The organism is Noviherbaspirillum massiliense JC206 (assembly GCF_000312045.1).
Lineage (GTDB): Bacteria > Pseudomonadota > Gammaproteobacteria > Burkholderiales > Burkholderiaceae_D > Noviherbaspirillum > Noviherbaspirillum massiliense.
This window is the reverse complement of record NZ_HE978634.1, coordinates 1,892,941-1,915,793: the sequence shown is the minus strand read 5'-3', so window position 1 is coordinate 1,915,793 and position 22,853 is coordinate 1,892,941. Positions and strand designations below refer to the sequence as shown.

At 57.7% G+C, this 22,853-nt stretch carries 18 protein-coding genes and 1 tRNA gene; 11 read left to right on the top strand and 8 right to left on the bottom strand.

The features are described 5' to 3' along the window. Positions 1-23: 23 nt before the first annotated feature. The 3 genes from HGHM_RS21080 to HGHM_RS09445 form a co-directional block, all read right to left on the bottom strand. Positions 24-1,172, bottom strand: coding sequence for a patatin-like phospholipase family protein (locus HGHM_RS21080; protein WP_281004496.1), 1,149 nt, complete (start codon positions 1,170-1,172; stop codon positions 24-26). A gap of 1,199 nt (positions 1,173-2,371) precedes the next feature. Beyond that, positions 2,372-2,448 (bottom strand) — tRNA-Pro (locus HGHM_RS09450). 61 nt (positions 2,449-2,509) lie between these two features. After that, on the bottom strand, positions 2,510-3,472 hold the full coding sequence (locus HGHM_RS09445; RefSeq protein ID WP_019141283.1) for a Bug family tripartite tricarboxylate transporter substrate binding protein: 963 nt from the start codon (positions 3,470-3,472) through the stop codon (positions 2,510-2,512). A 120-nt stretch (positions 3,473-3,592) separates the two neighbouring features. Between HGHM_RS09445 and HGHM_RS09440 the strand changes: the two genes are divergently transcribed. Both HGHM_RS09440 and HGHM_RS09435 read left to right on the top strand, forming a co-directional pair. Continuing rightward, positions 3,593-4,726: a M14 family metallopeptidase gene (locus tag HGHM_RS09440; RefSeq protein WP_019141282.1), complete on the top strand. Its 1,134-nt coding sequence runs from the start codon at positions 3,593-3,595 to the stop codon at positions 4,724-4,726. Beyond that, positions 4,723-5,187 carry a CYTH domain-containing protein gene (locus tag HGHM_RS09435; protein WP_019141281.1) on the top strand — a complete coding sequence of 155 codons (465 nt, stop codon included), beginning with the start codon at positions 4,723-4,725 and terminating at the stop codon, positions 5,185-5,187. The genes HGHM_RS09440 and HGHM_RS09435 overlap by 4 nt, the downstream gene beginning before the upstream one ends. Positions 5,188-5,202: 15 nt before the next feature. Here the strand turns inward: HGHM_RS09435 and HGHM_RS09430 are convergent, their stop codons facing one another. From HGHM_RS09430 to HGHM_RS09410, 5 genes are all read right to left on the bottom strand, one after another. Further along, positions 5,203-6,453 carry a DUF2863 family protein gene (locus HGHM_RS09430; protein WP_019141280.1) on the bottom strand — a complete coding sequence of 417 codons (1,251 nt, stop codon included), beginning with the start codon at positions 6,451-6,453 and terminating at the stop codon, positions 5,203-5,205. Between the two features lie 271 nt (positions 6,454-6,724). Next, positions 6,725-9,436 carry an aconitate hydratase AcnA gene (gene acnA / locus HGHM_RS09425; protein ID WP_019141279.1) on the bottom strand — a complete coding sequence of 904 codons (2,712 nt, stop codon included), beginning with the start codon at positions 9,434-9,436 and terminating at the stop codon, positions 6,725-6,727. Positions 9,437-9,542: 106 nt separating this feature from the next. Next, a complete protein-coding gene (locus tag HGHM_RS09420; protein ID WP_034348927.1) occupies positions 9,543-10,004 on the bottom strand; it encodes a hypothetical protein in 462 nt (153 codons plus the stop codon). Between the two features lie 47 nt (positions 10,005-10,051). Beyond that, a complete protein-coding gene (locus tag HGHM_RS09415; RefSeq protein WP_026075861.1) occupies positions 10,052-11,020 on the bottom strand; it encodes an HpcH/HpaI aldolase/citrate lyase family protein in 969 nt (322 codons plus the stop codon). Between the two features lie 94 nt (positions 11,021-11,114). Next, a complete protein-coding gene (locus tag HGHM_RS09410) occupies positions 11,115-12,104 on the bottom strand; it encodes a malate dehydrogenase (RefSeq protein ID WP_026075860.1) in 990 nt (329 codons plus the stop codon). A gap of 289 nt (positions 12,105-12,393) precedes the next feature. Here HGHM_RS09410 and HGHM_RS09405 point away from each other — a divergent pair, with 289 nt between their 5' ends. The 9 genes from HGHM_RS09405 to odhB all read left to right on the top strand — a co-directional run bounded on the left by HGHM_RS09405 (position 12,394) and on the right by odhB (position 22,817). Then, positions 12,394-13,185, top strand: coding sequence for a GntR family transcriptional regulator (locus HGHM_RS09405; protein ID WP_019141275.1), 792 nt, complete (start codon positions 12,394-12,396; stop codon positions 13,183-13,185). A gap of 139 nt (positions 13,186-13,324) precedes the next feature. Next, positions 13,325-13,735, top strand: a complete 411-nt coding sequence (gene sdhC / locus HGHM_RS09400; protein ID WP_019141274.1) for a succinate dehydrogenase, cytochrome b556 subunit — start codon at positions 13,325-13,327, stop codon at positions 13,733-13,735. Beyond that, positions 13,736-14,101: a succinate dehydrogenase, hydrophobic membrane anchor protein gene (gene sdhD, locus HGHM_RS09395; protein ID WP_019141273.1), complete on the top strand. Its 366-nt coding sequence runs from the start codon at positions 13,736-13,738 to the stop codon at positions 14,099-14,101. A 2-nt stretch (positions 14,102-14,103) separates the two neighbouring features. Then, on the top strand, positions 14,104-15,882 hold the full coding sequence (gene sdhA, locus HGHM_RS09390) for a succinate dehydrogenase flavoprotein subunit (RefSeq protein WP_019141272.1): 1,779 nt from the start codon (positions 14,104-14,106) through the stop codon (positions 15,880-15,882). An 11-nt stretch (positions 15,883-15,893) separates the two neighbouring features. Continuing rightward, on the top strand, positions 15,894-16,604 hold the full coding sequence (locus HGHM_RS09385) for a succinate dehydrogenase iron-sulfur subunit (RefSeq protein ID WP_019141271.1): 711 nt from the start codon (positions 15,894-15,896) through the stop codon (positions 16,602-16,604). 161 nt (positions 16,605-16,765) lie between these two features. Further along, the gene (locus HGHM_RS09380) at positions 16,766-17,035 is read left to right on the top strand and encodes an FAD assembly factor SdhE (RefSeq protein WP_019141270.1); all 270 of its coding nucleotides are present in this window, start codon (positions 16,766-16,768) and stop codon (positions 17,033-17,035) included. A 70-nt stretch (positions 17,036-17,105) separates the two neighbouring features. Beyond that, positions 17,106-18,419 carry a citrate synthase gene (gltA, locus tag HGHM_RS09375; protein ID WP_019141269.1) on the top strand — a complete coding sequence of 438 codons (1,314 nt, stop codon included), beginning with the start codon at positions 17,106-17,108 and terminating at the stop codon, positions 18,417-18,419. Between the two features lie 222 nt (positions 18,420-18,641). Then, positions 18,642-21,497 (top strand): 2-oxoglutarate dehydrogenase E1 component, encoded by a 2,856-nt coding sequence (locus HGHM_RS09370; RefSeq protein WP_019141268.1) that lies wholly within the window; start codon positions 18,642-18,644, stop codon positions 21,495-21,497. Positions 21,498-21,557: 60 nt separating this feature from the next. Next, complete coding sequence (gene odhB / locus HGHM_RS09365) at positions 21,558-22,817, top strand: 2-oxoglutarate dehydrogenase complex dihydrolipoyllysine-residue succinyltransferase (protein WP_026075858.1); 1,260 nt, start codon at positions 21,558-21,560, stop codon at positions 22,815-22,817. The last annotated feature ends 36 nt before the right edge of the window (positions 22,818-22,853 follow it).

The window sequence follows — 22,853 nt, the reverse complement described above, 5'->3', positions numbered from 1 at the left end:
AGCGCTAACTGTACGTAAACGACTCAAACTCCCGATGCATAAGGAAACTGCGTCGGCGGTGCCAGGGAAGGATCCAGATAACGTCGCACTGCCGCGTCACATACGGCATACCCCCAGTTAATCAACCGCTCCTGTACTTCATCCGGAAGTTTTGCCAGTCTGGTAGGCTCATGGGCAAGCTCATCTGTGCGATCCGGAGGACAGGGCAGTGCATCATCCAGCCCGTAACTATTGATGTCTGTTCCAATTCCCCAGTAGCATCCTCGACGCAGGCCGGCTTGAAATGCGCTGATCAATTGCCTTTTGCGCAGGCCGCGCACTTGGTTGTCAATTAGTTCCAACACACGCCTGCTATGCCGCACCCAGTCCTCGGCAGGGTGATGATCCGGGGCGAATTTCATACCAGCATCGGATACCAGCACCGTGTCCAACCGTTTCCATACGGTTTCCAACCCAAGATTGTCGTAAACGCCCCCGTCACTTAGCACCATTTGTTTACGGAATTCTTCGCTTGCCAGCATTTCGTTATTGACGGGACTGAAAGCATTGGGGGTGAACTTCATTACAGCAGGGGATAGCACGGGCGGGAAGGCGGAAGAGGCTGTGACCGCCATGGCCAACGAAACGGCGGGGTTACGTATTTCGCCCACCTTATAATCCCGGATATAGGGTTTTGAAAACCTTACGAGCGCCCCGCTTTGGATGTTCGCCGCATTAATAACGAAGCGGGGTGGGTCATCTGGCAGCGATTGCAGTGTTTCATCGCCATATAGGTATTCACTGTAAGCCCGTGCCACTCTATCGCTAGCAGTGCCAGGCAAGAGGGTGCCAGTAATTATCGACGGAATATCAACTGTATGCTGGGCGAAGCGCCGGATCGGATCGATTACTTCGCGAATGAGATTTGACGCGATTCCATTTATGAATCGAAGGTTCTGCCATTTCATACCTAACACGGCAGCCGTAATTGAGCCGCCGGAAACGCTGGAAACGCGTGTTAATTGAGAAAGTAGGCCGGCTTCATTCAGCCGAATGAGTGCTCCCAAATGGAAAATCATCGCCCGATAACCCCCTCCAGAGAGACATAGGCCAATTCCCGGTTGAGGTGCTCGATCACCTAACTCATGAACGGGGGCGAGGCTACGTTCTAGGGGTATATTGGGTGTAACCACGACACCTCCTCGTTGATGCTAATCACCTCTGCGATGCGCTATGTCGTATCTGAAGGATCCTGTCTATTCCGTCCTTCAGAGGATGAGTGGAGGCATTCTCTGTTGGCCTTGAATCGCCTCGCCCCGTCGTTTGACGTGATTAACGGCATAAGTCATATGGGTACTCACACTAATCTCGGAATAGTGCGGCATAAGCATCTACTGCGTGTGCACTAATGTCATTGAGTGGTCGAAGAGTGAGAATGCCTTTCTACTGCATTGGCCGGCTTGCCATTCCAAAGTGCCATTTAGCGTTAGAGCGTAATTCTCATTGAGATGGTGACTATTTATTACAGCAATCCCATTGAAACAGTGACTAGTTATTACAGTAAAAACGATTGGCCACATAATCCACCGAATTGAAGGCGGTGTTTGAGGGTGATCAATGATGAAAGGCTTCTTCGCACATCACCCATGCGGTACTGTTTCTTTCTTACGTGACGCTTCTTTAGTTATTGGCCGATACCGCAAACCGGCTTAAGTCCGATTCATATTCGCACTTTGTGAACATGATGGAAGACCTAATGACGTGTGAATGGTCGCTCTAAAAATGCCTAAGTACTAGATCAGCCTGATCCTGTTAGCAGCTGGTGTTATTGAATTTAACTGCGAAACAAGGTGTTCTTTGCGGACAACGATAACGAATTGCCAACGGCGGACCGCAGGTTAAATACGCCATGAGCGAGGTACATCCGCGCGCTCCTAACAAACACTTCGCAAGCGGTCCTGTTTCGAGCCGCTGTGGCTAGGGAAATCCGGCAGGCGCTATTTGATTGCTCGAACGCTAATGGAAAAATGCTGAGTGGTGGCGCTTTGAGCCAAAGTGAATCGTGGGCGGCGAAACGTTACATCCTATTGCCGCGTGCACGTTGAAAAATTTGGAAAATTTGGTCGATGTGTCTTATGAAGAGGCGCGAACCTGAAGTGAATTCCAAGGGAATAGGTTGGATAGGGATGTATCTGGTTCCGAGAATAAAAGGCCAATCGTATTGGTTGGTATTTTCGCAAAGGAATTTTTGACGAACTAGTGCGGCACCGAACTGCGAACGGGACTCTCGATCGTTCGCTTCGTACTTGGATTCTTTCTTATCAGATTTCTTACCAAATCCAAGGCAAAAAAAAGCCGCACAAGGCGGCTTTTCGTAAGTCTTTGATTCTATTGGTCGGGGCGGCGGGATTCGAACTCGCGACCCCTTGCACCCCATGCAAGTGCGCTACCAGGCTGCGCTACGCCCCGACGAGCCGCGTATTATAGCAGAGCGATAATGATTTCCGCTACGCAGCGGCCAACAAATTGCTTAATCGAGCTTGGCACCGGTTTTTTTAATCACTTCGGACCATTTTTGGGCTTCGGAGGACATCAGCAATTTGAAGGATTCGGGCGAGCCGCCCGCGGGCTCCAGTCCGACATTGTTCAGGCGTGCTTTCACGTCCGGCATTTTTAGGATGCTGTCGATCTCGCGATTCAGTCGGCTGACGATGCCGGCGGGCGTCCGCGCGGGAGCGAGAATTCCGTTCCAGGCCAGCGCTTCGAATTTGGGCAACCCGGCTTCCGACATCGTGGGCAGTTGCGGCAGGAGCGGGAAGCGGTTGGCGCTGGTGACGGCGATGGCTTTGAGCTTGCCGTTCCTGACCTGGGGCAGGATGACCGAAGGCACTCCGAAGAGCATGTGCGATTCGCCGGCAACGGTTGCCATGGCGGCTGGCGGGGCACCATTGTAGGGGACATGCAGCACATCGATGCCGGCCATGGTTTTGAAAAGCTCCATCGTAAGGTGCGAGGACGAACCGTTGCCGACCGAGGCGTAATTCAGCTTGCCGGGATTTGCCTTTGCGTAAGCAATCAATTCGGGGACATTCTTTGCCGGCACGTCGGGGTTCACCGCGAGCACATTCGGCTGCGAGCTCGTCAGGATGACCGGAGCCAGGTCTTTCTGCGGGTCGTAGGGCAGTCTCGCCAGGAATTGCGCGGATGAGAGCGGGCCGTTGTAGGACATGAGCAGGGTGTGGCCATCGGGTGCCGCCCTGGCGACGTTGGCGGTGGCAATCGTGCCCGACGCGCCAGGGATATTGTCGACGACGATGGCCTGGCCCAGGCGGCTTTTCAGCTTGTCGCCGATGGTGCGCGCAATGATGTCGAGGGAGGAACCGCCGGGCGCTGCCACGACCAGGCGGATCGGTTTGGACGGCCATGTATCCGCATGAGCGAGGCTGGTGGCGACGCTGAATGTCAATGCTGACAATAAGGCGAGGAATTTCATCAGAGACTTTGCCGGAATCGATAAAAGCCGCAGAATAGCATCCATGCCAGCGCCCGGTTACGTAGCATGCCGGCCCGCGCCATTTCTCCCGTTACACGCACAACTTCAGCATTCTCATCCATGTCAATCAAGATCAGTTCCCATTTCGACGCCGGCGCCATTGAAGTGGTGCGCGCCGAGGACCCGCAGGCCATCGAACTCAATATCCGCAAGGATTCGCATGCGGACTTTCTTCAGTGGTTTTATTTCCGCCTGCAGGGCGCACGCAATACGCCGTGCGCAATGCGCTTCCTGAATGCCGCGCAGGCAGCCTTTCCCCACGGCTGGGACAACTACCAAGCAGTTGCCAGTTATGACAGGCAGACATGGTTCCGGGTGCCGACCGAGTACGACGGCGGCGTGCTGACGATCCGGCACGTGCCGGAGCACGACAGCATCTATTACGCCTATTTCGAGCCGTATTCCTGGGAGCGCCATTTGCAGATGCTGGGTCGGGCGCAAGCCTTTCCGGAAGCATGCCTGACCGACCTCGGCAACACCGTGGACGGGCGGGATCTTGACCTGCTGGTGATCGGCGATCCGGCTGCGGCGAAAAAAGTGTGGGTGATCGCACGCCAGCATCCGGGCGAGACCATGGCCGAATGGTTTGTCGAAGGCATGGTGGATGCGCTGACCGACAGCGCGAACCCGGTTGCGCGGCGCCTGCTGCTGCAGGCAGTGTTTTATATCGTGCCAAACATGAATCCCGATGGCTCGGTGCGCGGCAATCTGCGCACCAACGCTGCGGGCGCCAACTTGAATCGCGAATGGATGTCGCCGTCGATCGAGAAAAGCCCGGAAGTCTTGTTCGTCCGGAAGAAAATGCACGAGACCGGATGCGACCTGTTTTTCGATATCCACGGCGATGAAAGTCTGCCTTACGTATTTGTCGCCGGATCGGAAATGCTCGAAGGCTTCACGGAGGCACAGATGGCGCAGCAGCAGGCGTTCATCGAGGATTTCAAGGCTGCCAGCCCGGATTTTCAGGCGGAACACGGCTATGAGGCGACCAAGTACCGGGAAGACATGCTGAGCCTCGCATCGAAATACGTTGGCCACACCTTCAAATGCCTGTCGCTGACGCTGGAAATGCCTTTCAAGGACAACGCGCTCCTGCCTGATGCCCGTGTCGGCTGGAGTGGCGCGCGCAGCGCGAAGCTGGGCGAGGCCATCCTTCAGCCTATTCTTCGTGCACTGGAAAGAAGCCGGGCATGAGCGTCGAGATCGAGCGCAAGTTCCTGGTGCGCGACGAGCGGTGGAAGGCACTGGGGCAGGGTGTATTGCTGCGCCAGGGCTACCTGTCTTCGCATCCGGACCGGGTAGTGCGGGTGCGCGTCGAAGGAACAGCGGCGACGCTGACGATCAAGGGCCGCACGCAAGGAGCGACGCGCGGGGAGTGGGAATATCCGATTCCGCCCGAAGATGCGCAAGCCTTGCTGGATGGGTTGTGCGAGCGGCCGATCATCGAAAAATACCGCTACCGGATCTCGCACGAGGGCATGGTGTGGGAGGTCGACGAATTCCTCGGCGAGAACGCCGGCCTGGTGGTGGCCGAGGTTGAATTGCAGAGCGAAGATCAGGCGTTTGCCAGGCCGGAATGGGTTGGTGAAGAAGTCACGCACGACGCGCGCTATTTCAATGCCAACCTGCTGCGCCATCCCTACTCGAGGTGGTAGGGATGCAGTCGTCTTTCAGTGAAAATGGCCGCTGCCGGCCGGTACGTCCTCCGGCATCTCGGGATGTACCAGGTCCCCTTCCAGATCCGGGTACATCGGCGTGCCGCAATCGTCGCAGAATTCCATCGGAAAGCGCTCAGTATGGTACTTGATGTGGACGATGCCGCATTCCTTCAGCAGTGCTTGAACTTCCTCGATCGGTGAGCTGCGAACGCTTGTCGTCATGATGTCCGGGCTGGCAGGGGAGCCTGCCATCACCTTGGCCGACTCCTCGTCGTCCTCGTCTCCATAGAGCGGCCAAACCACGCCATACAGCACTTCTTCGCTATGGCGCAGAGTGAAGCTGATGCGGTATTCGTCAACCCGGCCTCCAAGCGGATCCTCGCTGAAGTCCCCGATGATAGCGCGCAGCCCGGACGCCTCGACGCCTAGCGTGTGAGTCAGGAAATGCACGGCGGCGCGGATCGAAGCAGGGCGGATCAGCTTGTCCGCTTCGCGGCAGGCGACGTAGTAGGCCTCCGGCAGCAGCAACTCGACACCGCATCCTGGCAGCAGTTTCATCACGTTAGGCATCGCCTGCGTCCGCCATTGCCTCAATGCGGCATCGCGCTCCGATGGAGACAGGCTGGCCTGCCAGCGGAACAGCGGCTCGCCTGCGGGAGCGGCCACGGCGGCCAGCAGGTAGCGCGTGTCAGCGAGGAATGGCGCTGTTTCCGGCGCGTGTGCGAGCGGGCGCAGGGGAGTGTTTTTCACTGCCGCCTGCACCATGCGCTGCGTGATCGCAAACAGTTCGACATGGCTGCGTGGCAATTGGTCGATTGAAAACAGCGTCGGAGCCAAGGCCAGGTGAGCGCCGGGCACCAGCAAGTGGCCATGCAGATGGGCAGACAAAGTTACCACCATGTCCGCCGGGATGGAGCCGGATGGGATGGAGAAGCGCGTCCAGGCCAGGATAGGGGCGGCGATCAGCAAGCCTTCATACTGCACGCCATCATGTTCGACGACACAGGATTCGCTTGCCGCCTCGACCGCTTCCATCAGCACATCGTAGGCTTCCAGGTCAGATTTGAACAGTTGGTCCAACGCTGCGTCGATCACATCCTGGTAGCCGCTTTTCAGGAGTTTGTTCAGCTGGGAATCGACGTTGCGTTCCCATGTGCGCTCCTCAAGCCGGCTCGCGGCAAGGATCTGCCCCTCGATCAGGGTGATCAGACGCTGGCTTTCGCCAGAATGTTTGCGGGAAGAAGCTTTCGACGGGCGGCGCATGGCAGGATAGGAATGAAGCCTGGAACTCGTATTGTAGTGGATTCGACAAGCATCAAGATATCTTGAACACCTGTTCGTGTGTGGAGACGTTTCTCGCCGGACAGGATTGAAGCAGGAAATGTCGCATGTGCTCGCACTTGTCCTTCTATGGTGGAAGACAAAGAAGAAAACGCCGGGAAAACCCGGCGTTTTTTTATCCGCAAGAATACCTGCGTGCTCTCGCGACTGTGTTGCGACAAATCATGCCGGCTGGGCCGGCATGATTCCGCGGTCAGGCTGCCAGCAACTGGCGCAGAACGAAGGGAAGGATGCCGCCATGCTTGTAGTAGTCGACTTCGATCGGCGTGTCGATACGCAGCAGCAGCGCAACTTCCTGCTTGCTGCCATCGGCGCGGTTGATGACCAGCGTGACCTTTTGCTGCGGCTTGATCTCGCCTTCGATCCCTTTCAGGTCGAAGGTTTCATTGCCCTTGATGCCCAGCGATTGCACGCTGTCGTCGCCGAGGAATTGCAGCGGCAGCACGCCCATGCCAACCAGGTTCGAGCGGTGGATGCGCTCGAATGAACGGGCGACGACGGCCTTGATGCCGAGCAGCTGGGTGCCTTTGGCAGCCCAGTCACGCGAGGAGCCGGTGCCATACTCTTCACCGCCGAACACCACGGTAGGCACACCCGCGTCGATGTACTTCATCGCTGCATCGTAAATCGACATCTGTTCGCCGCTCGGCTGGTAAACGGTCACGCCGCCTTCCACCCGCGAACCGTCGGCCTTGGGCGGGATCATCAGGTTCTTGATGCGAACATTGGCGAAGGTGCCGCGCATCATCACTTCATGGTTGCCGCGACGCGAGCCGTAGGAGTTGAAGTCGGCTTTCATGACGCCGTTCTCGATCAGCCACTTGCCTGCCGGGCTGGATTCCTTGATGGAGCCGGCCGGGGAGATGTGGTCCGTGGTGATCGAATCGCCGAAGATGCCGAGTGCACGAGCGCCGGTGATGCCGGCTGCCGCTGCTTTCGGCTGCATATCGAAGTCCTGGAAGAACGGCGGTTCAGCGATGTAGGTCGACTTGGGCCAGTTGTAGACCTCGCCCTGTGCCACGCCCTTGATCTGCTCCCACAGCTTGCCTGGGGCGCCTTTCACGTCGGCGTAGTTTTCCTTGAAGGTCTTCGCGTTCATCGCGAACTTCATCAGCTTTTCGATTTCACGCGAGCTCGGCCAGATGTCGCCGAGGTAGATGTCGCGGCCACCCTTGCCCTTGCCGACCGGCTCGGTCATCAGGTCCTTCGTGACATTGCCGGCGATCGCGTAAGCGACTACCAGCGGCGGCGATGCCAGGAAGTTGGCGCGGATGTTCGGATGGATGCGCGCTTCAAAGTTGCGGTTGCCGGACAATACGGCAGCAGCGACCACATCGTTCTTCACGATGGCGTCATTCAGGGCCGGGGTCAGGTCGCCGGCATTGCCGATGCAGGTGGTGCAGCCGTAGGCCGTCACGCCGAAGCCAAGCTTTTCCAGATAGGGCAGCAGGCCTGCCGCTTCCAGGTATTTGGTCACGACGCGCGATCCGGGCGCGAGCGAAGTCTTGATGTGCGGCGCGACCTTCAGGCCAGCCTCGACGGCTTTCTTCGCCAGCAGGCCAGCGGCCAGCAGTACGCTCGGATTCGAGGTGTTGGTGCAGGAAGTGATTGCGGCAATCAGCACGTCGCCGTTCTTCAGTTGCACGCCGTCGGCCGTCTCGTAGGCGGCATTCAGGTCTTCCGCTTTCTTGTTGAAGCCGTTTTCCGCGACCGGCTTGGAGAACAGGTCGGTGAAGGTCGATTTGACGTTACCGATTTCGATGCGGTCCTGCGGACGTTTCGGGCCGGCCAGCGAGGGTGCGACCGAGCCGAGATCCAGTTCCACTACGCTCGAGTAATCGATGTCGCCGGCTTTCGGGATGCCGAACAGATTCTGGGCCTTGAAATAGTTTGCGAACGCGTCGATTTCCGCCTTGCTGCGGCCGGTGCCCTTGAAGTATTCGATGGTGTTTTCGTCCACCGGGAAGAAGCCCATGGTGGCGCCGTATTCCGGTGCCATGTTGGCGATCGTCGCACGGTCGGTGGTCGAGAGCGAAGCGGTGCCTTCGCCGAAGAACTCGACAAACTTGCCGACGACCTTGTGCTTGCGCAGCAGTTCGGTGATGGTCAGCACCAGGTCGGTTGCGGTGACGCCTTCGCGCAGCTGGCCGGTCAGGTTCACGCCCACCACGTCAGGGGTCAGGAAGTACACCGGCTGGCCGAGCATGCCCGCTTCAGCTTCGATGCCGCCGACGCCCCAGCCGACGACGCCGATGCCGTTGATCATCGTGGTGTGGGAGTCGGTTCCGACCAAGGTGTCCGGGTAGTACACGCCGTCCTTCAGGTGCACGCCGCGTGCCAGGTACTCAAGGTTCACCTGGTGCACGATGCCGAAGCCGGGAGGCACCACGCCAAAGGTGTCGAATGCCTGCATGCCCCATTTCATGAACTGGTAGCGCTCGTTGTTGCGCTGGAATTCCAGTTTCATATTGAGGTCGAGCGCCTTGGGTTCGCGGAAGTGGTCGATTTGCACCGAGTGGTCGACGACCAGGTCAACCGGCACCAGCGGTTCAATGTTCTTCGGCTTCTTGCCCATCTTGGAAGCGACGCCGCGCATGGCAGCCAAGTCGGCCAGCAGGGGAACGCCGGTAAAGTCTTGCAGCACGACTCGCGCCACCACGAACGGGATTTCATCGACCCGTGCAGCCGTGGGGCTCCAGTTCGCCAGCTGGGTGACATGCTCTTCGGTGACCTTCTTGCCGTCACAGTTGCGCAGCACCGATTCCAGGACGATACGGATCGATACTGGCAGGCGCGAAATATTGACGCCGAGTTTTTTCTCCAGGGCGGGAAGCGAGTAGAACTTGCCTTTTTTGGAATCCGAAATCTTGAATTCCTTCAGCGTGTTCAGTGTGTTGCGTGACATGACCTCTCCTTGGGTGCAATTCAACTGATGAAAAATACTTCAAATCGTGCTGCGACAGGCGAATATCCGTTGGACGGTTCTTCTTCTGTATCTGTGTTCTCAGGCTTTACATCGCCTGTGCTTTTAGCTGATCGGCGTTCCGGCATTCGTTGGCCAGCTGACGACCCTTCTTGGCATCGAGCAGCATACCCTTGGCCGGAATATCGATCCATACCAAACCATTCTTGCGGTTCTCGAACCGGTTCGCGCCAGTTGTCGTCGGTACGCGCTCGAAGCGCAGCAGCCGCTTTTTCCAGCGGACTGTGATCTGCTGGTCATTATCTGCCTGGCGGTAAACGGTCAGCTTGTTGCCGAGCTCGCAGTCGTACTCGACAGGTTGCGAAGCGCTGATATCTGGCGTCTGATCGTCTTTGTTCGCCGCTGCAGCGCGTTTTTTCGAAGAGGCTGCTTTTTTCGTTGCAGGCTTCTTCTGTGTATGGCTTGCTTGTGGTGCCGACTCTGCTGCCAACGCCGGCGTTCCTGCCGCAATACTGACAGCCAGGAAAAACAATACAGGCAGCTTTTTCATAAGTTCTTCTCCGTGCGCGGACACGATATCGTGACGGTCGCGCATCATTACAGTAATTCAAGAGCGGAATCCGGCAAAGCCAGTCCGCTCGATTTTGCCCGCTGCAGGATCGTCCAGTAATAACGGTAACTGGCGCGGTCGTGCAGCGTGCCCTTGTGCTGAATTGGCCCCCACTGGTTGTCCCGTGCCGCGGTCAGGATATCGCTGGCTTCCTGGACTTCCGACATGCTTGGGGCCAGTGCTTCAACGATCGGCCTGATCTGGTTCGGGTGAATGCTCCACATCCGGGAATAGCCGAATTCGCTGGCAGCCCGCCTGGCGTCGCCGGCGACCACAGCCATGTCCTTGATGTCGGTCGTGACATTGTGAGAGGGGACCTTGCCATGCGCATGGCATGCCGCAGCGACTTCGAGCTTTGCGCGAACCACGAGAGGATGACTGAACTGGCCGGGGGAGCGCATGGCGCTGCCGGGAATGGCGCCGTAATGCGCAGATACGAAGTCCATGATGCCGAACGACAGGCATTCCACCTGCGGCAGTGCTGCGATTTCACGCACAGCGGCGAGGGCGCCGTGGGATTCGATCAGCACGTGAATGGGAAGATCCTTGCGTCCGGCCTTGGCAGCGTACTGGTTGACAAGGCCGATGGCACGTACCACGTCGTCCAGGCCGTCCACCTTGGGCAGCACCAGATAGGCAAGCCGCGCAGCCTGGGTGCAGATGATCGCAACGTCTTGTTCGAAACCGGGGTGGGTCACGTCATGGACGCGGGCGCCGATACGGTTGAAGCGGTTGTCTTCGCTGCCGATGATGGACGCCACCAGCTTTGCGTGGGCTTCTTCATTGCCGGTACTGGCACCATCTTCGCAATCGAAGGTGATATCGAAAACAGGACCAAGCTCTTGTTGCAGGGCAATCGACTTGCGCATCAATTTTTCTGAACCGGCGTAGTGATCGCATGCCGGAATTGATACGGGCTGACGGGTGCCCTGGAATAAGACCTCGGAAGGGTGCATGTGCGACGGATGCTTCAGTTGAAATGGCCTGAGCGGAGGGACAAGCGGCAAATTCCGGTTTCACCAGTATGTGCCACTTGTCCCATCCTCAGGATCAGCCGACGAGATGCTTGACGCCTTCGCGCTCTTCCATCAACTCCTTCAGAGTGAGGTTGATGCGCTCTTGCGAGAATGCGTCGATATCCAGTCCCTGGACGATCTTGTATTCGCCGTTTTCAGTGGTGACCGGGAAGCCGAACATCGTGTCTTTCGGGATGCCATACGAGCCGTCGGACGGGATGCCCATGGTGGTCCACTTGCCGTTGGTGCCGAGCACCCAGTCACGCACATGGTCGATGGCGGCATTCGCTGCCGATGCGGCGGAAGACAGGCCGCGCGCTTCGATGATGGCCGCACCACGCTTGCCAACAGTGGGCAGGAACACGTTCTTGTTCCATTCCTCGTCATTGATCGTGTCCTTGACGGACTTGCCGTCGACAGTCGCGAAGCGGTAGTCCGGGTACATGGTCGGAGAGTGATTGCCCCACACGCACAGTTTCTCGATCGAGGAAACCGGTTTGCCGATTTTTGCAGCGACCTGCGACAGCGCGCGGTTGTGGTCGAGGCGGAGCATCGCGGTAAAGTTCTTGGCCGGGAGGCTGGGAGCGGATTTCATCGCGATGTAGGCGTTGGTGTTCGCCGGATTGCCGACGACCAGCACTTTGACAGTGCGCGAAGCGACTGCGTCGAGGGCCTTGCCCTGTACCGTGAAGATCTTTGCATTTGCTTCGAGCAGGTCCTTGCGCTCCATGCCCGGGCCGCGCGGACGAGCGCCCACGAGCAGGGCGATATCGACATCCTTGAACGCGGTCATCGGGTCGCTGTGAGCAGTCATGCCGGCCAGCAGCGGGAATGCGCAATCGTCGATCTCCATCATCACGCCCTTCAGCGCCTTTTGCGCTTTCTCGTCAGGGATCTCGAGCAATTGCAGGATGACCGGCTGGTCCTTGCCCAGCATGTCGCCGTTAGCGATACGGAATAGCAGGGAGTAGCCGATTTGGCCGGCGGCGCCGGTAACGGCAACGCGCATGGGGGCTTTAGCCATGATGAATCTCCAAAGTGATGATGAAACGGTGTCGGGGCTGCAGGGGTGATTCCGAAAGCTTGTAATGATACCGTCGAAAGCCTGTTCAGGCACAGCCAGGTAACCGCCATGACAGCGGAATATCCAAACTCTCGTGGCTGGCCAAATTCCTGCCTTTCGTAAAATGTTGCTCGCGAGTGTAGGTGCACATAGAGACTCTGTCAATGCTTATCTTATATCTTATATAAGACATATTACCTCTTACTTTTTTCTGGACGGCAAACGGTGTTTTGTGGTGAAATATCCATTTATGAGTTCCAATCCGTCCAACTTGACCGGCAATGGCGTTTTCAACGCAGGGGCGGGAATTTCTCCCATCGGAACTTCTCCCACCTTCAGCCCGCTTTATCAGCAAATCAAGGCCCTCATTACCCAAAGTCTGCAGTCTGGCGAGTGGAAGCCGGGCGAGTTGATTCCGAGCGAGATCGAGCTTGCGAGTCGGTTCAAGGTGAGCCAGGGTACGGTGCGCAAGGCTATCGATGAGCTTGCGGCCGAAAACCTCGTCGTGCGCCGCCAGGGGAAGGGAACGTTCGTCGCGACTCATCATGAAGAACGCGCGCAGTTCCGTTTTCTGCGATTGATGCCGGATGCGGGCGAGCCTCATTACGCGGAAAGCAAATTTATTGACGTGAAGCGCTTGCGCGCGCCCGCAGAAGTCGCGCGTCTGCTTGATATTAAATCAGGCGACTCGGTGATATTTATCAAGCGCGTGCAATCATTTGACGGAGTGCCGACAATCGTCGAGGAATTGTGGCTGCCGGGAGTTATTTTCAAAGGGCTGACGGCGGAGCGTCTTGTCGAATACAAGGGGCCGATGTACGGCTTGTTCGAAACCGAATTCGGAACCCGGATGATCCGTGCCACGGAAAAAATCCGAGCGGTCAGCGCAGATGAGGAAACGTCCGAGCTGCTGGGTGTGCAGGCGAACACCCCATTGCTTAGCGTGGAGCGAGTATCTTTCACTTATGGCGATCGGCCGGTGGAAGTAAGGCGAGGCCTGTATCTGACTACTCGCCATCACTATCAGAACGAGTTGAGCTGAGCCGGCAGGTGACGTGATTGTTGCGTATTCGAAGTGCTGGAATTGCTTGGTTTCGATGAATGAAGTCTATTTACGTGCTGCACAAAGGCAGCGAAATCAGCGAAAATTACGGGTTTATTAAGCTTAGAGAGGTTCTGTCATGTCCGAAGCCGTAGAAAAAAGCCGGCGGGAGTTCCGTAACATCCATATCACGCAGATCGTTCAGTACCGCTTGCCCTTGGCGGGCCTGATTTCGATTCTTCACCGAATCAGCGGCTTCCTGATGTTCCTGCTGCTGCCTTTTGTCCTGTATCTGCTTGACAAGAGCCTGACATCGGAAATTTCCTTCGAGCACTTCAAGGGCATTGCCTCGCACTGGTTCGTGAAGTTGGTGCTCCTTGGATTGGTCTGGGCCTATCTTCATCATTTCAGCGCCGGCCTGCGCCATCTTCTGCTTGATACCCACGTAGGATTGGACAAGAACTCCGCCCGCAAGACTGCGGCAGGCGTGCTTGCCTTCAGCCTGGTGCTGACCGCACTGATTGCACTGAAACTGTTTGGAGCGTTTTAAATGGCGAACAATAATATTGGTCCAAAGCGCCTGGTGGTGGGCGCGCATTACGGACTCAAGGAATGGATGGTTCAGCGTGCCACCGCCATCGTGATGGCGGTCTACACGATCATTCTCCTGGTGGCATTCTTTTCGGGCAGGAATTTCAGCTATGAGGGATGGGCAGGACTTTTTGCCCAGCAATGGTTCAAGATTGCCACCTTCGTGACTTTCCTTTCGCTCTTCTATCACGCATGGGTTGGCATGCGTGACATCTGGATGGATTACATCAAGCCCGTGTCGATCCGGTTCGCATTGCAAGTTGCCACACTCCTGTGGCTGATCGGTTGCGCTGGATGGGCGGCGCAGATTATCTGGAGAGTTTAATCGTGGCAGCAATCAAGACTTCCATTCCTTCCCGCCGTTTTGATGCGGTCATCGTCGGTGCCGGCGGTTCCGGCATGCGTGCGTCACTGCAGCTGGCTGAAGCCGGCCTGAATGTCGCGGTATTGTCGAAAGTTTTCCCGACCCGTTCGCATACCGTGGCTGCGCAGGGCGGTATTGGCGCTTCGCTCGGCAACATGTCCGAGGATAACTGGTACTGGCACATGTTCGACACCGTCAAGGGATCGGACTATCTCGGCGACCAGGATGCGATCGAATTCATGTGCCGCGAGGCTCCGAAAGTCGTGTATGAACTCGAACATTTCGGCATGCCTTTCGACCGCAATCCGGACGGCACGATCTACCAGCGCCCGTTCGGCGGCCATACCGCGAACTTCGGCGAAAAGCCTGTACAGCGCGCCTGCGCGGCCGCCGACCGTACCGGCCACGCGCTCCTCCACACGCTGTACCAGCGCAACGTGCGCGCCCGGACCCACTTCTTCGTTGAGTGGATGGCGATCGACCTGGTTCGCGATGCCGATGGTGATGTGCTGGGCGTCGTTGCGCTGGAAATGGAAACCGGCGATGTGATGATTCTCGAAGCCAAGACGACAGTGTTCGCCACCGGCGGAGCAGGGCGCATTTTTGCGGCATCGACGAACGCGTTCATCAATACCGGCGACGGCCTCGGCATGGCTGCGCGTGCCGGCCTGCCGCTGGAAGACATGGAATTCTGGCAGTTCCACCCGACCGGAGTGGCTGGTGCCGGCGTGCTGATCACTGAGGGTGTACGCGGCGAGGGGGGCATCCTGATCAACTCGAACGGCGAACGCTTCATGGAACGCTATGCGCCGACCCTGAAGGATCTGGCGCCGCGCGACTTCGTGTCGCGCTCCATGGACCAGGAAATCAAGGAAGGACGCGGCGTCGGCCCGAACAAGGACCATGTGTTGCTAGACCTGCGCCACATCGGCGCGGACACCATCCGCAAGCGCCTGCCGTCGATCCTGGAAATCGGGCACAAGTTTGCCAACGTGGATGCAACCAAGGAGCCGATCCCGGTCGTTCCGACCATCCACTATCAGATGGGCGGCATTCCGACCAACATCCACGGCCAGGTCGTGGCGCCGAAGAATGGCAATCCCAATGAAGTGGTCAACGGCATGTATGCCATCGGCGAATGCTCCTGCGTCTCGGTGCACGGCGCCAACCGCCTCGGCACCAATTCGCTGCTCGACCTCGTGGTGTTCGGCCGCGCAGCGGGCAATCATATCGTTGCAAGCAACCTGAAGGCGAAGAGCCACAAGCCTCTGCCGGCGGATGCCGCCGACATGGCGATGTCGCGCCTCGCGAAGCTCGAGTCGAGCACCGGCTCCGAACGTGTCCAGGATGTGGCCAACGCGATTCGCTCGAGCATGCAGCAATATTGCGGCGTGTTCCGCACGGATGAATTGCTGCAGACCGGCGTGCAGAAGATCATGGAATTGGACGAGCGCCGCAAGCATGTGTCGTTCAAGGACAAGTCGAAGGTATTCAACACTGCTCGTGTTGAAGCGCTGGAACTCGACAACCTGATCGAGACGGCGAAAGCAACCATCGTGTCCGCAGCCGCTCGCCAGGAATCTCGCGGCGCGCATGCCCACCGCGACTTCCCGAATCGCGACGACGAAAAATGGATGAAGCACTCGCTGTGGTTCTCCGAAGGCAATCGCCTCGACTACAAGCCGGTCAACACCAAGCCGCTGACAGTCGAAACCTTCAAGCCCAAAGCACGCACTTTCTAACAAGGTAGAACATGCCACGTACTCTGAAATTCAAGATCTATCGCTACGATCCGGACAAGGATGCGAAGCCATACATGCAGGATCTGACTGTCGAACTGCAAGACACCGACAAGATGCTGCTGGATGCATTGCAGCGCATCAAGGCCGACGTGGACGACTCCCTCGCGCTGCGCCGCTCCTGCCGCGAAGGCGTATGCGGTTCCGACGCCATGAACATCAACGGCAAGAATGGCCTGGCGTGCATCACCAACCTCAATGAGCTGACCGAGCCCATCGTATTGCGGCCGCTGCCTGGCCTGCCGGTCATCCGCGACCTGATCGTGGACATGACCCAGTTTTTCAAGCAGTACCATTCGATCAAGCCTTATTTGATCAACGAGTCGATTCCTCCCGAAAAGGAGCGTTTACAGACACCGGCGGAGCGCGAAGAGCTGGATGGACTGTATGAGTGCATCCTCTGTGCATGCTGCTCGACCTCCTGCCCATCATTCTGGTGGAATCCGGACAAGTTCGTCGGTCCGGCGGGCCTCCTTCAGGCTTACCGCTTCATCGCCGACAGCCGGGATCAGGCGACCAGTGAGCGCCTGGATAACCTGGAGGATCCATACCGCTTGTTCCGCTGCCATACCATCATGAATTGCGTGGACGTTTGTCCGAAGGGCTTGAATCCGACACGCGCGATTGGTAAGGTGAAGGAACTGATGGTGCGCCGCACCGTGTAATTTTGACGGCACGAGGCGGGAGACGTTGTTCTCCCGCACACTAGCGACTTTCAACCGGGCAACGCCTGGAAATTCACTAGGCGGTCGAGCGCATTTCTAACGGCCTGTCATTGGCGGCCGGGCAGGGAGGGTTCCTAGCGCTTCGACATGAATGAGAGACTATGCCAACCACCCACCAAGCCGATCCAGTCAAACGTGCCCGCCTCCGCTGGAGGGCACGCCGAGGTTTGCTCGAGAATGACTTGATCATTACACGGTTTCTGGATGCGCATGAAACCGAACTGACCGACGAAGAGGTGGATGCATTTTCTCGGTTGATGGAACTGCCAGACAACGATTTGATGAATTTGCTGCTGGCGCGCACGGAACCGGAAGGCGAACTAGATTTGCCGCACGTCCACGCGCTGTTGGCGAGATTGCGCAGTGCCTGATTGTTGTTCGGATTTCTGTTCTTTTTGCAACTTCATTAATTAGACTCACCTCTTTAGAGAAGGAAGAGCCATGCCAAACTCTGATTCAAAAGCCACGCTATCGTTTTCCGATGGCACCCCGTCGCTTGAGTTGCCAATTTACAAGGGAACAATCGGCCCGGACGTAGTCGACATTCGCAAGCTGTACAACGCCACCGGCAAGTTCACCTATGATCCCGGCTTCATGTCGACGGCTGCCTGCAATTCCTCGATCACGTATATCGATGGCGACAAGGGCGAGCTGCTGTATCGTGGCTACCCGATCGAGCAGTTGGCGGTCAATTGCGACTTCCTTGAAACCTGCTACCTGCTGCTGAACGGTGAACTGCCGAACGCGGCCCAGAAGAAGAACTTCGTCGATACCGTAACCAAGCACACCATGGTTCATGAGCAGATGCAGTTTTTCTTCCGCGGCTTCCGTCGTGACGCGCACCCGATGTCGGTGCTGGTCGGTACCGTCGGTGCTCTGTCTTCGTTCTACCATGACTCGCTCGACATCAACGATCCGCATCACCGCGAAGTCTCGGCGATCCGCCTGATCGCGAAGCTGCCGACCCTGGTGGCAATGTCCTACAAGTATTCCGTCGGCCAGCCTTTCGTTTACCCGCGCAACGATCTGTCCTACAGCGCAAACTTCATGCGCATGATGTTCTCGACGCCCTGTGAAGAGTACAAGGTGAACGACGTGCTGGTGCGCGCTCTCGACCGCATCCTGATCCTGCACGCCGATCACGAGCAGAACGCTTCGACTTCGACTGTGCGTCTGGCTGGTTCCTCCGGCGCCAATCCGTTCGCCTGTATCGCCGCCGGCATCGCCTGCCTGTGGGGTCCGGCCCACGGTGGGGCGAATGAAGCAGCGCTGAACATGCTGGAAGACATCCAGCGCCAGGGCGGCGTCGAGCGTATCGGTGAATTCATCGCCAAGGTCAAGGACAAGAACTCGAATGTCAAGCTGATGGGCTTCGGGCATCGTGTCTACAAGAATTATGACCCGCGCGCCAAGCTGATGCGTGAAACCTGCCATGAAGTGCTGAACGAACTCGGCCTGCATAACGATCCGCTGTTCAAGCTTGCCATGGCTTTGGAGAAGATCGCCCTGGAAGACGACTACTTCGTGCAGCGCAAGCTCTATCCGAACGTCGACTTCTACTCCGGCATCGTGCAGCGCGCGCTCGGCATCCCGGTTTCGCTGTTCACCGGAATCTTCGCCATGGCCCGTACCGTCGGCTGGATCGCTCAGTGGAACGAAATGATTTCCGATCCGGAGCAAAAGATCGGCCGTCCGCGCCAGCTGTATGTGGGTGCTGTTCCCCGCGAAGTGCCGGCGATGTCCAAGCGCGGCTAACTGCCCGTTGCAGTAATGAAGCGAGCCCTTGTGGCTCGCTTTTTTTTCGCCTGCCGCCAGAGGCAAATATGATATGCTAGCGCCTGAATTTCGTAAGAACACTTCAGGTCACTTAGCCCTTCCCCCCACAACTTGATGTGCAATCCGCTAACCGGTCAGGCCGTGTCGCGGAAGGTTAGATTAACCCGCTAATCTCGCGAAACGCGAAGAAAGGTGAGCAAGATGATGCAGCAGTATCTTTCCAATTCCTATTTGTTTGGCGGAAATGCACCGTACGTTGAAGAACTGTACGAGGCGTATCTCAACAATCCCGGTTCCGTTCCCGAAAACTGGCGTGCTTATTTCGACGCCATGCAGCATGTGCCTGCCGTCGATGGTTCAACCCGGCCGGATGTGGCTCATGCGCCAGTAATCGCCTCGTTTGCAGAACGTGCCAAGCAGGGCCCGATTCGCACGGTAACTGCAACTGCCGATCCCGATATGGGCCGCAAGCGCGTTGCAGTCACCCAACTCATTGCAGCCTATCGTTTTCTCGGCAACCGCTGGGCGAATCTTGATCCGCTGCAGCGCCAGGAGCGTCCTAGCATTCCGGAACTGGAGCCGAGCTTCTACGGTTTCGCCGACGCCGACATGGACACGGTATTCAATATCAGCAATACCTATTTCGGCTCCGAAACCGCTTCTTTGCGCGATCTGCTCAACGCATTGCGCGATACCTATTGCCGCTCGATCGGCCCGGAATTCCAGTACATCAGTGACCCGGCACAAAAACGCTGGATGCAGGAACGCCTGGAGTCGGTACGTTCCACCCCGAATTTTTCTCCCGAAAAGAAGAAGCATATTCTTGAGCGCCTGACCGCCGCGGAAGGACTCGAGCGCTATCTGCATACCAAGTATGTCGGTCAGAAGCGCTTCTCCCTCGAAGGCGGCGAAAGCTTTATCGCATCGCTGGATGAAATCATTCAGCGCGCCGGTGAAAAAGGCGTCCAGGAAATCGTGATCGGCATGGCGCATCGCGGCCGTCTTAACGTGCTCGTCAATACGCTGGGCAAGATGCCGCAGGACCTGTTTGCCGAATTCGAAGGCAAACATGCGGACGACCTGCCGGCCGGCGACGTGAAATATCACCAGGGCTTTTCTTCCGATCTGACCACGCCTGGCGGACCGGTGCACCTGTCACTCGCGTTCAATCCCTCGCACCTCGAAATCGTCAACCCGGTTGTCGAAGGTTCGGTCAAGGCCCGCATGGAGCGGCGCGGCGACAAGGATGGCTCGCAAGTCCTGCCTGTTCTCGTGCATGGCGATGCCGCGTTTGCCGGACAGGGTGTCGTGATGGAGACGCTCAACCTTGCGCAGACCCGTGGCTACGGCACCGGCGGAACGGTACATATCATCATCAACAACCAGATCGGTTTTACCACTTCCGATCCGCGCGATACCCGTTCGACCCTGTACTGCTCCGACGTCGTCAAGATGATCGAAGCACCGGTGCTGCACGTGAATGGCGACGATCCGGAAGCGGTCGTCTTCGCGACCCAGATCGCACTCGATTTCCGGCTCGAATTCAAGAAGGATATCGTTCTTGACATCGTCTGCTTCCGCAAGCTGGGCCACAACGAGCAGGATACTCCGGCGCTGACCCAGCCCCTGATGTACAAGAAAATCGGCCAGCACCCGGGCACCCGCAAGCTGTACGCAGACAAGCTGGCTACGCAGGGCACGATATCTGCCGACACGCCGGATGCAATGGTCAAGGCCTATCGCGATGCGATGGATGCGGGCCGTCACACCGTCGATCCGGTGATTTCCAACTTCAAGAGCAAGTATGCGGTTGACTGGATGCCTTTCCTCAACCGCAAATGGACCGATGCGGCCGATACCGCGGTGCCGCTGGCGGAACTGAAACGCCTCGCCGCGCGCATTACTACGGCACCCGAGCATGTCAAGCTGCATCCGCTGGTCGAGAAGGTGCTTGCCGACCGCGCAGCAATGGGTCGTGGTGAACTGAATCTTGACTGGGGCATGGGCGAACATCTGGCCTATGCCTCCCTGGTGTCGTCGGGCTATGCCGTGCGTCTGACCGGCCAGGATGCTGGCCGCGGAACCTTCGTGCACCGGCACGCGGTGCTGCATGACCAGAACCGCGAACGCTGGGATGCAGGCAGTTATATTCCGCTGCAAAACGTTTCCGAGAACCAGGCTCCTTTTACCGTCATCGACTCCGTGCTGTCGGAAGAAGCGGTGCTCGGTTTTGAATACGGCTATTCGACCGCTGAGCCGAATACCCTCACTATCTGGGAAGCGCAATTCGGCGACTTCGCCAATGGTGCGCAGGTAGTGATCGACCAGTTCATCAGCTCCGGCGAAGTGAAATGGGGGCGCGCCTCCGGCCTCGTCATGATGCTGCCGCATGGCTATGAAGGGCAGGGGCCGGAACATTCGTCCGCCCGCCTCGAACGTTATCTGCAACTGTGTGCCGAAAACAATATGCAGGTCGTGCAACCGACTACCGCGGCGCAGATTTTCCACTTGCTGCGCCGGCAGATGATTCGCCTGTTCCGCAAGCCGCTGGTCATCATGACGCCGAAGTCGCTGTTGCGTAACAAAGATGCCGGATCGCCTCTGTCCGAACTGGCCAAGGGCACGTTCCAGACCGTGATCGGCGAAGTGGACGAGAAGATCGATCCGAAAAAGGTCAAGCGCGTGATCGCATGCTCCGGCAAGGTGTACTACGACCTGGTCAATGCGCGCAAGGAGCGTGGCCAGTCGGAAGTGGCGATCGTACGCATCGAGCAGCTCTATCCCTTCCCCCACAAGGCTCTTGCTGCCGAACTGAAGAAATTCCCCAACTTTAACGAGTTTGTGTGGACGCAGGACGAGCCGCAGAACCAGGGTGCATGGTTCCAGATTCAGCACAACATTTTCGAGAACCTGGAAGAGGGCCAGAAGCTTGCTTACGCAGGCCGCCCCGCAAGTGCATCGCCGGCCGTCGGCTATTACGACAAGCACTACGCTCAGCAGAAGGCGCTGATCGATGCTGCATTCTCAAAGCTCAAGGGCTTTGTGCTGACGAAATAATGACCCGACGGCATGTCAGAAGCTGGCATGCCGCCCGAACAACCCGAAACGGAGCGTTACATGGCAATACTTGAAGTAAAAGTCCCGCAGTTGTCCGAATCCGTCGCCGAGGCGACGCTGCTGCAGTGGCATAAGAAGGTGGGCGATGCAGTCACCCGCGACGAGAACCTGATCGACATCGAGACGGACAAGGTGGTGCTTGAGTTGCCGGCACCGGATAGCGGTGTCATTACCGAAGTCATCAAGGGCGATGGCAGCACCGTTGTCGCGGGCGAAGTGATCGCGAAGATCGATACCGAAGCCAAGGCTGGTGCGGCCGCTCCTGCCGCCGCCGCGGCTCCCGTGGCAGCTGCGGCAAAGGCCGCCGCACCGGTAACTGCTGAAGTGACTGCATCGAACGCAGGATCTCCTGTTGCCATGCCGGCTGCCGCGAAAATGCTGGCTGATAATAATCTCGCAGCGGGTCAGGTTGCTGGCAGCGGCAAGGATGGCCGCATTCTCAAGGGCGATGTCATCACCGCACTGGAAAACAAGGCAGCGCCTGCTCCCATTCCCGCACCTGCGGCAAAACCTGCACTGCAACAAGTGGCTGCGCCGGTGAACCTGAAAGGCCTTGCCAACCGACCGGAAGAGCGGGTGCCGATGAGCCGCCTGCGTGCCCGCATCGCCGAGCGCTTGCTGCAATCCCAGTCCACCAATGCCATCCTGACGACCTTCAACGAAGTCAATATGCAGCCGGTCATGGACCTGCGCAACAAGTACAAGGACAAGTTCGAGAAGGAGCACGGCGTCAAGCTTGGCTTCATGTCCTTCTTCGTCAAGGCGGCAGTCGCTGCGCTGAAGAAGTACCCGATCCTGAACGCTTCGGTAGATGGCAACGATATCGTCTACCACGGTTACTTCGATATCGGTATCGCCGTCGGTTCGCCGCGCGGCCTGGTAGTGCCTATCCTGCGCGATGCGGATCAGATGACTATCGCCGAAATCGAGAAGAAGATCGCAGAGTTCGGCGCGAAAGCCAAGGACGGCAAGCTGACGCTGGAAGAACTCACGGGCGGCACCTTCTCTATTTCCAATGGTGGCGTGTTCGGTTCGATGCTGTCGACACCGATCATCAATCCTCCCCAATCGGCGATTCTCGGCGTGCATGCGACCAAGGAGCGTCCTGTCGTTGAGAAGGGTCAGATCGTGATCCGTCCGATCAACTTCCTCGCCATGTCTTACGACCACCGCATCATCGATGGCCGCGAAGCCGTACTGGGTCTGGTCGCGATGAAAGAAGCGCTGGAAGATCCGGCCCGTCTGTTGCTGGATCTGTAAGTAAAGCGCCCAGGCTGCGGCACAATTCGTCGCCGC

What these genes read in the sequence shown, in the direction of transcription:
- sdhC (WP_019141274.1), top strand. Translation starts at nt 13,325, where the DNA reads ATGTCCGAAGCCGTAGAAAAAAGCCGGCGGGAGTTCCGTAACATCCAT.
- HGHM_RS09420 (WP_034348927.1), bottom strand. Translation starts at nt 10,004, where the DNA reads ATGAAAAAGCTGCCTGTATTGTTTTTCCTGGCTGTCAGTATTGCGGCA.
- HGHM_RS09440 (WP_019141282.1), top strand. Translation starts at nt 3,593, where the DNA reads ATGTCAATCAAGATCAGTTCCCATTTCGACGCCGGCGCCATTGAAGTG.
- acnA (WP_019141279.1), bottom strand. Translation starts at nt 9,436, where the DNA reads ATGTCACGCAACACACTGAACACGCTGAAGGAATTCAAGATTTCGGAT.
- HGHM_RS09415 (WP_026075861.1), bottom strand. Translation starts at nt 11,020, where the DNA reads ATGCACCCTTCCGAGGTCTTATTCCAGGGCACCCGTCAGCCCGTATCA.
- HGHM_RS09385 (WP_019141271.1), top strand. Translation starts at nt 15,894, where the DNA reads ATGCCACGTACTCTGAAATTCAAGATCTATCGCTACGATCCGGACAAG.
- HGHM_RS09380 (WP_019141270.1), top strand. Translation starts at nt 16,766, where the DNA reads ATGCCAACCACCCACCAAGCCGATCCAGTCAAACGTGCCCGCCTCCGC.
- gltA (WP_019141269.1), top strand. Translation starts at nt 17,106, where the DNA reads ATGCCAAACTCTGATTCAAAAGCCACGCTATCGTTTTCCGATGGCACC.
- sdhD (WP_019141273.1), top strand. Translation starts at nt 13,736, where the DNA reads ATGGCGAACAATAATATTGGTCCAAAGCGCCTGGTGGTGGGCGCGCAT.
- HGHM_RS09445 (WP_019141283.1), bottom strand. Translation starts at nt 3,472, where the DNA reads ATGAAATTCCTCGCCTTATTGTCAGCATTGACATTCAGCGTCGCCACC.
- HGHM_RS09410 (WP_026075860.1), bottom strand. Translation starts at nt 12,104, where the DNA reads ATGGCTAAAGCCCCCATGCGCGTTGCCGTTACCGGCGCCGCCGGCCAA.
- HGHM_RS09430 (WP_019141280.1), bottom strand. Translation starts at nt 6,453, where the DNA reads ATGCGCCGCCCGTCGAAAGCTTCTTCCCGCAAACATTCTGGCGAAAGC.
- HGHM_RS09370 (WP_019141268.1), top strand. Translation starts at nt 18,642, where the DNA reads ATGATGCAGCAGTATCTTTCCAATTCCTATTTGTTTGGCGGAAATGCA.
- HGHM_RS09435 (WP_019141281.1), top strand. Translation starts at nt 4,723, where the DNA reads ATGAGCGTCGAGATCGAGCGCAAGTTCCTGGTGCGCGACGAGCGGTGG.
- odhB (WP_026075858.1), top strand. Translation starts at nt 21,558, where the DNA reads ATGGCAATACTTGAAGTAAAAGTCCCGCAGTTGTCCGAATCCGTCGCC.
- HGHM_RS09405 (WP_019141275.1), top strand. Translation starts at nt 12,394, where the DNA reads ATGAGTTCCAATCCGTCCAACTTGACCGGCAATGGCGTTTTCAACGCA.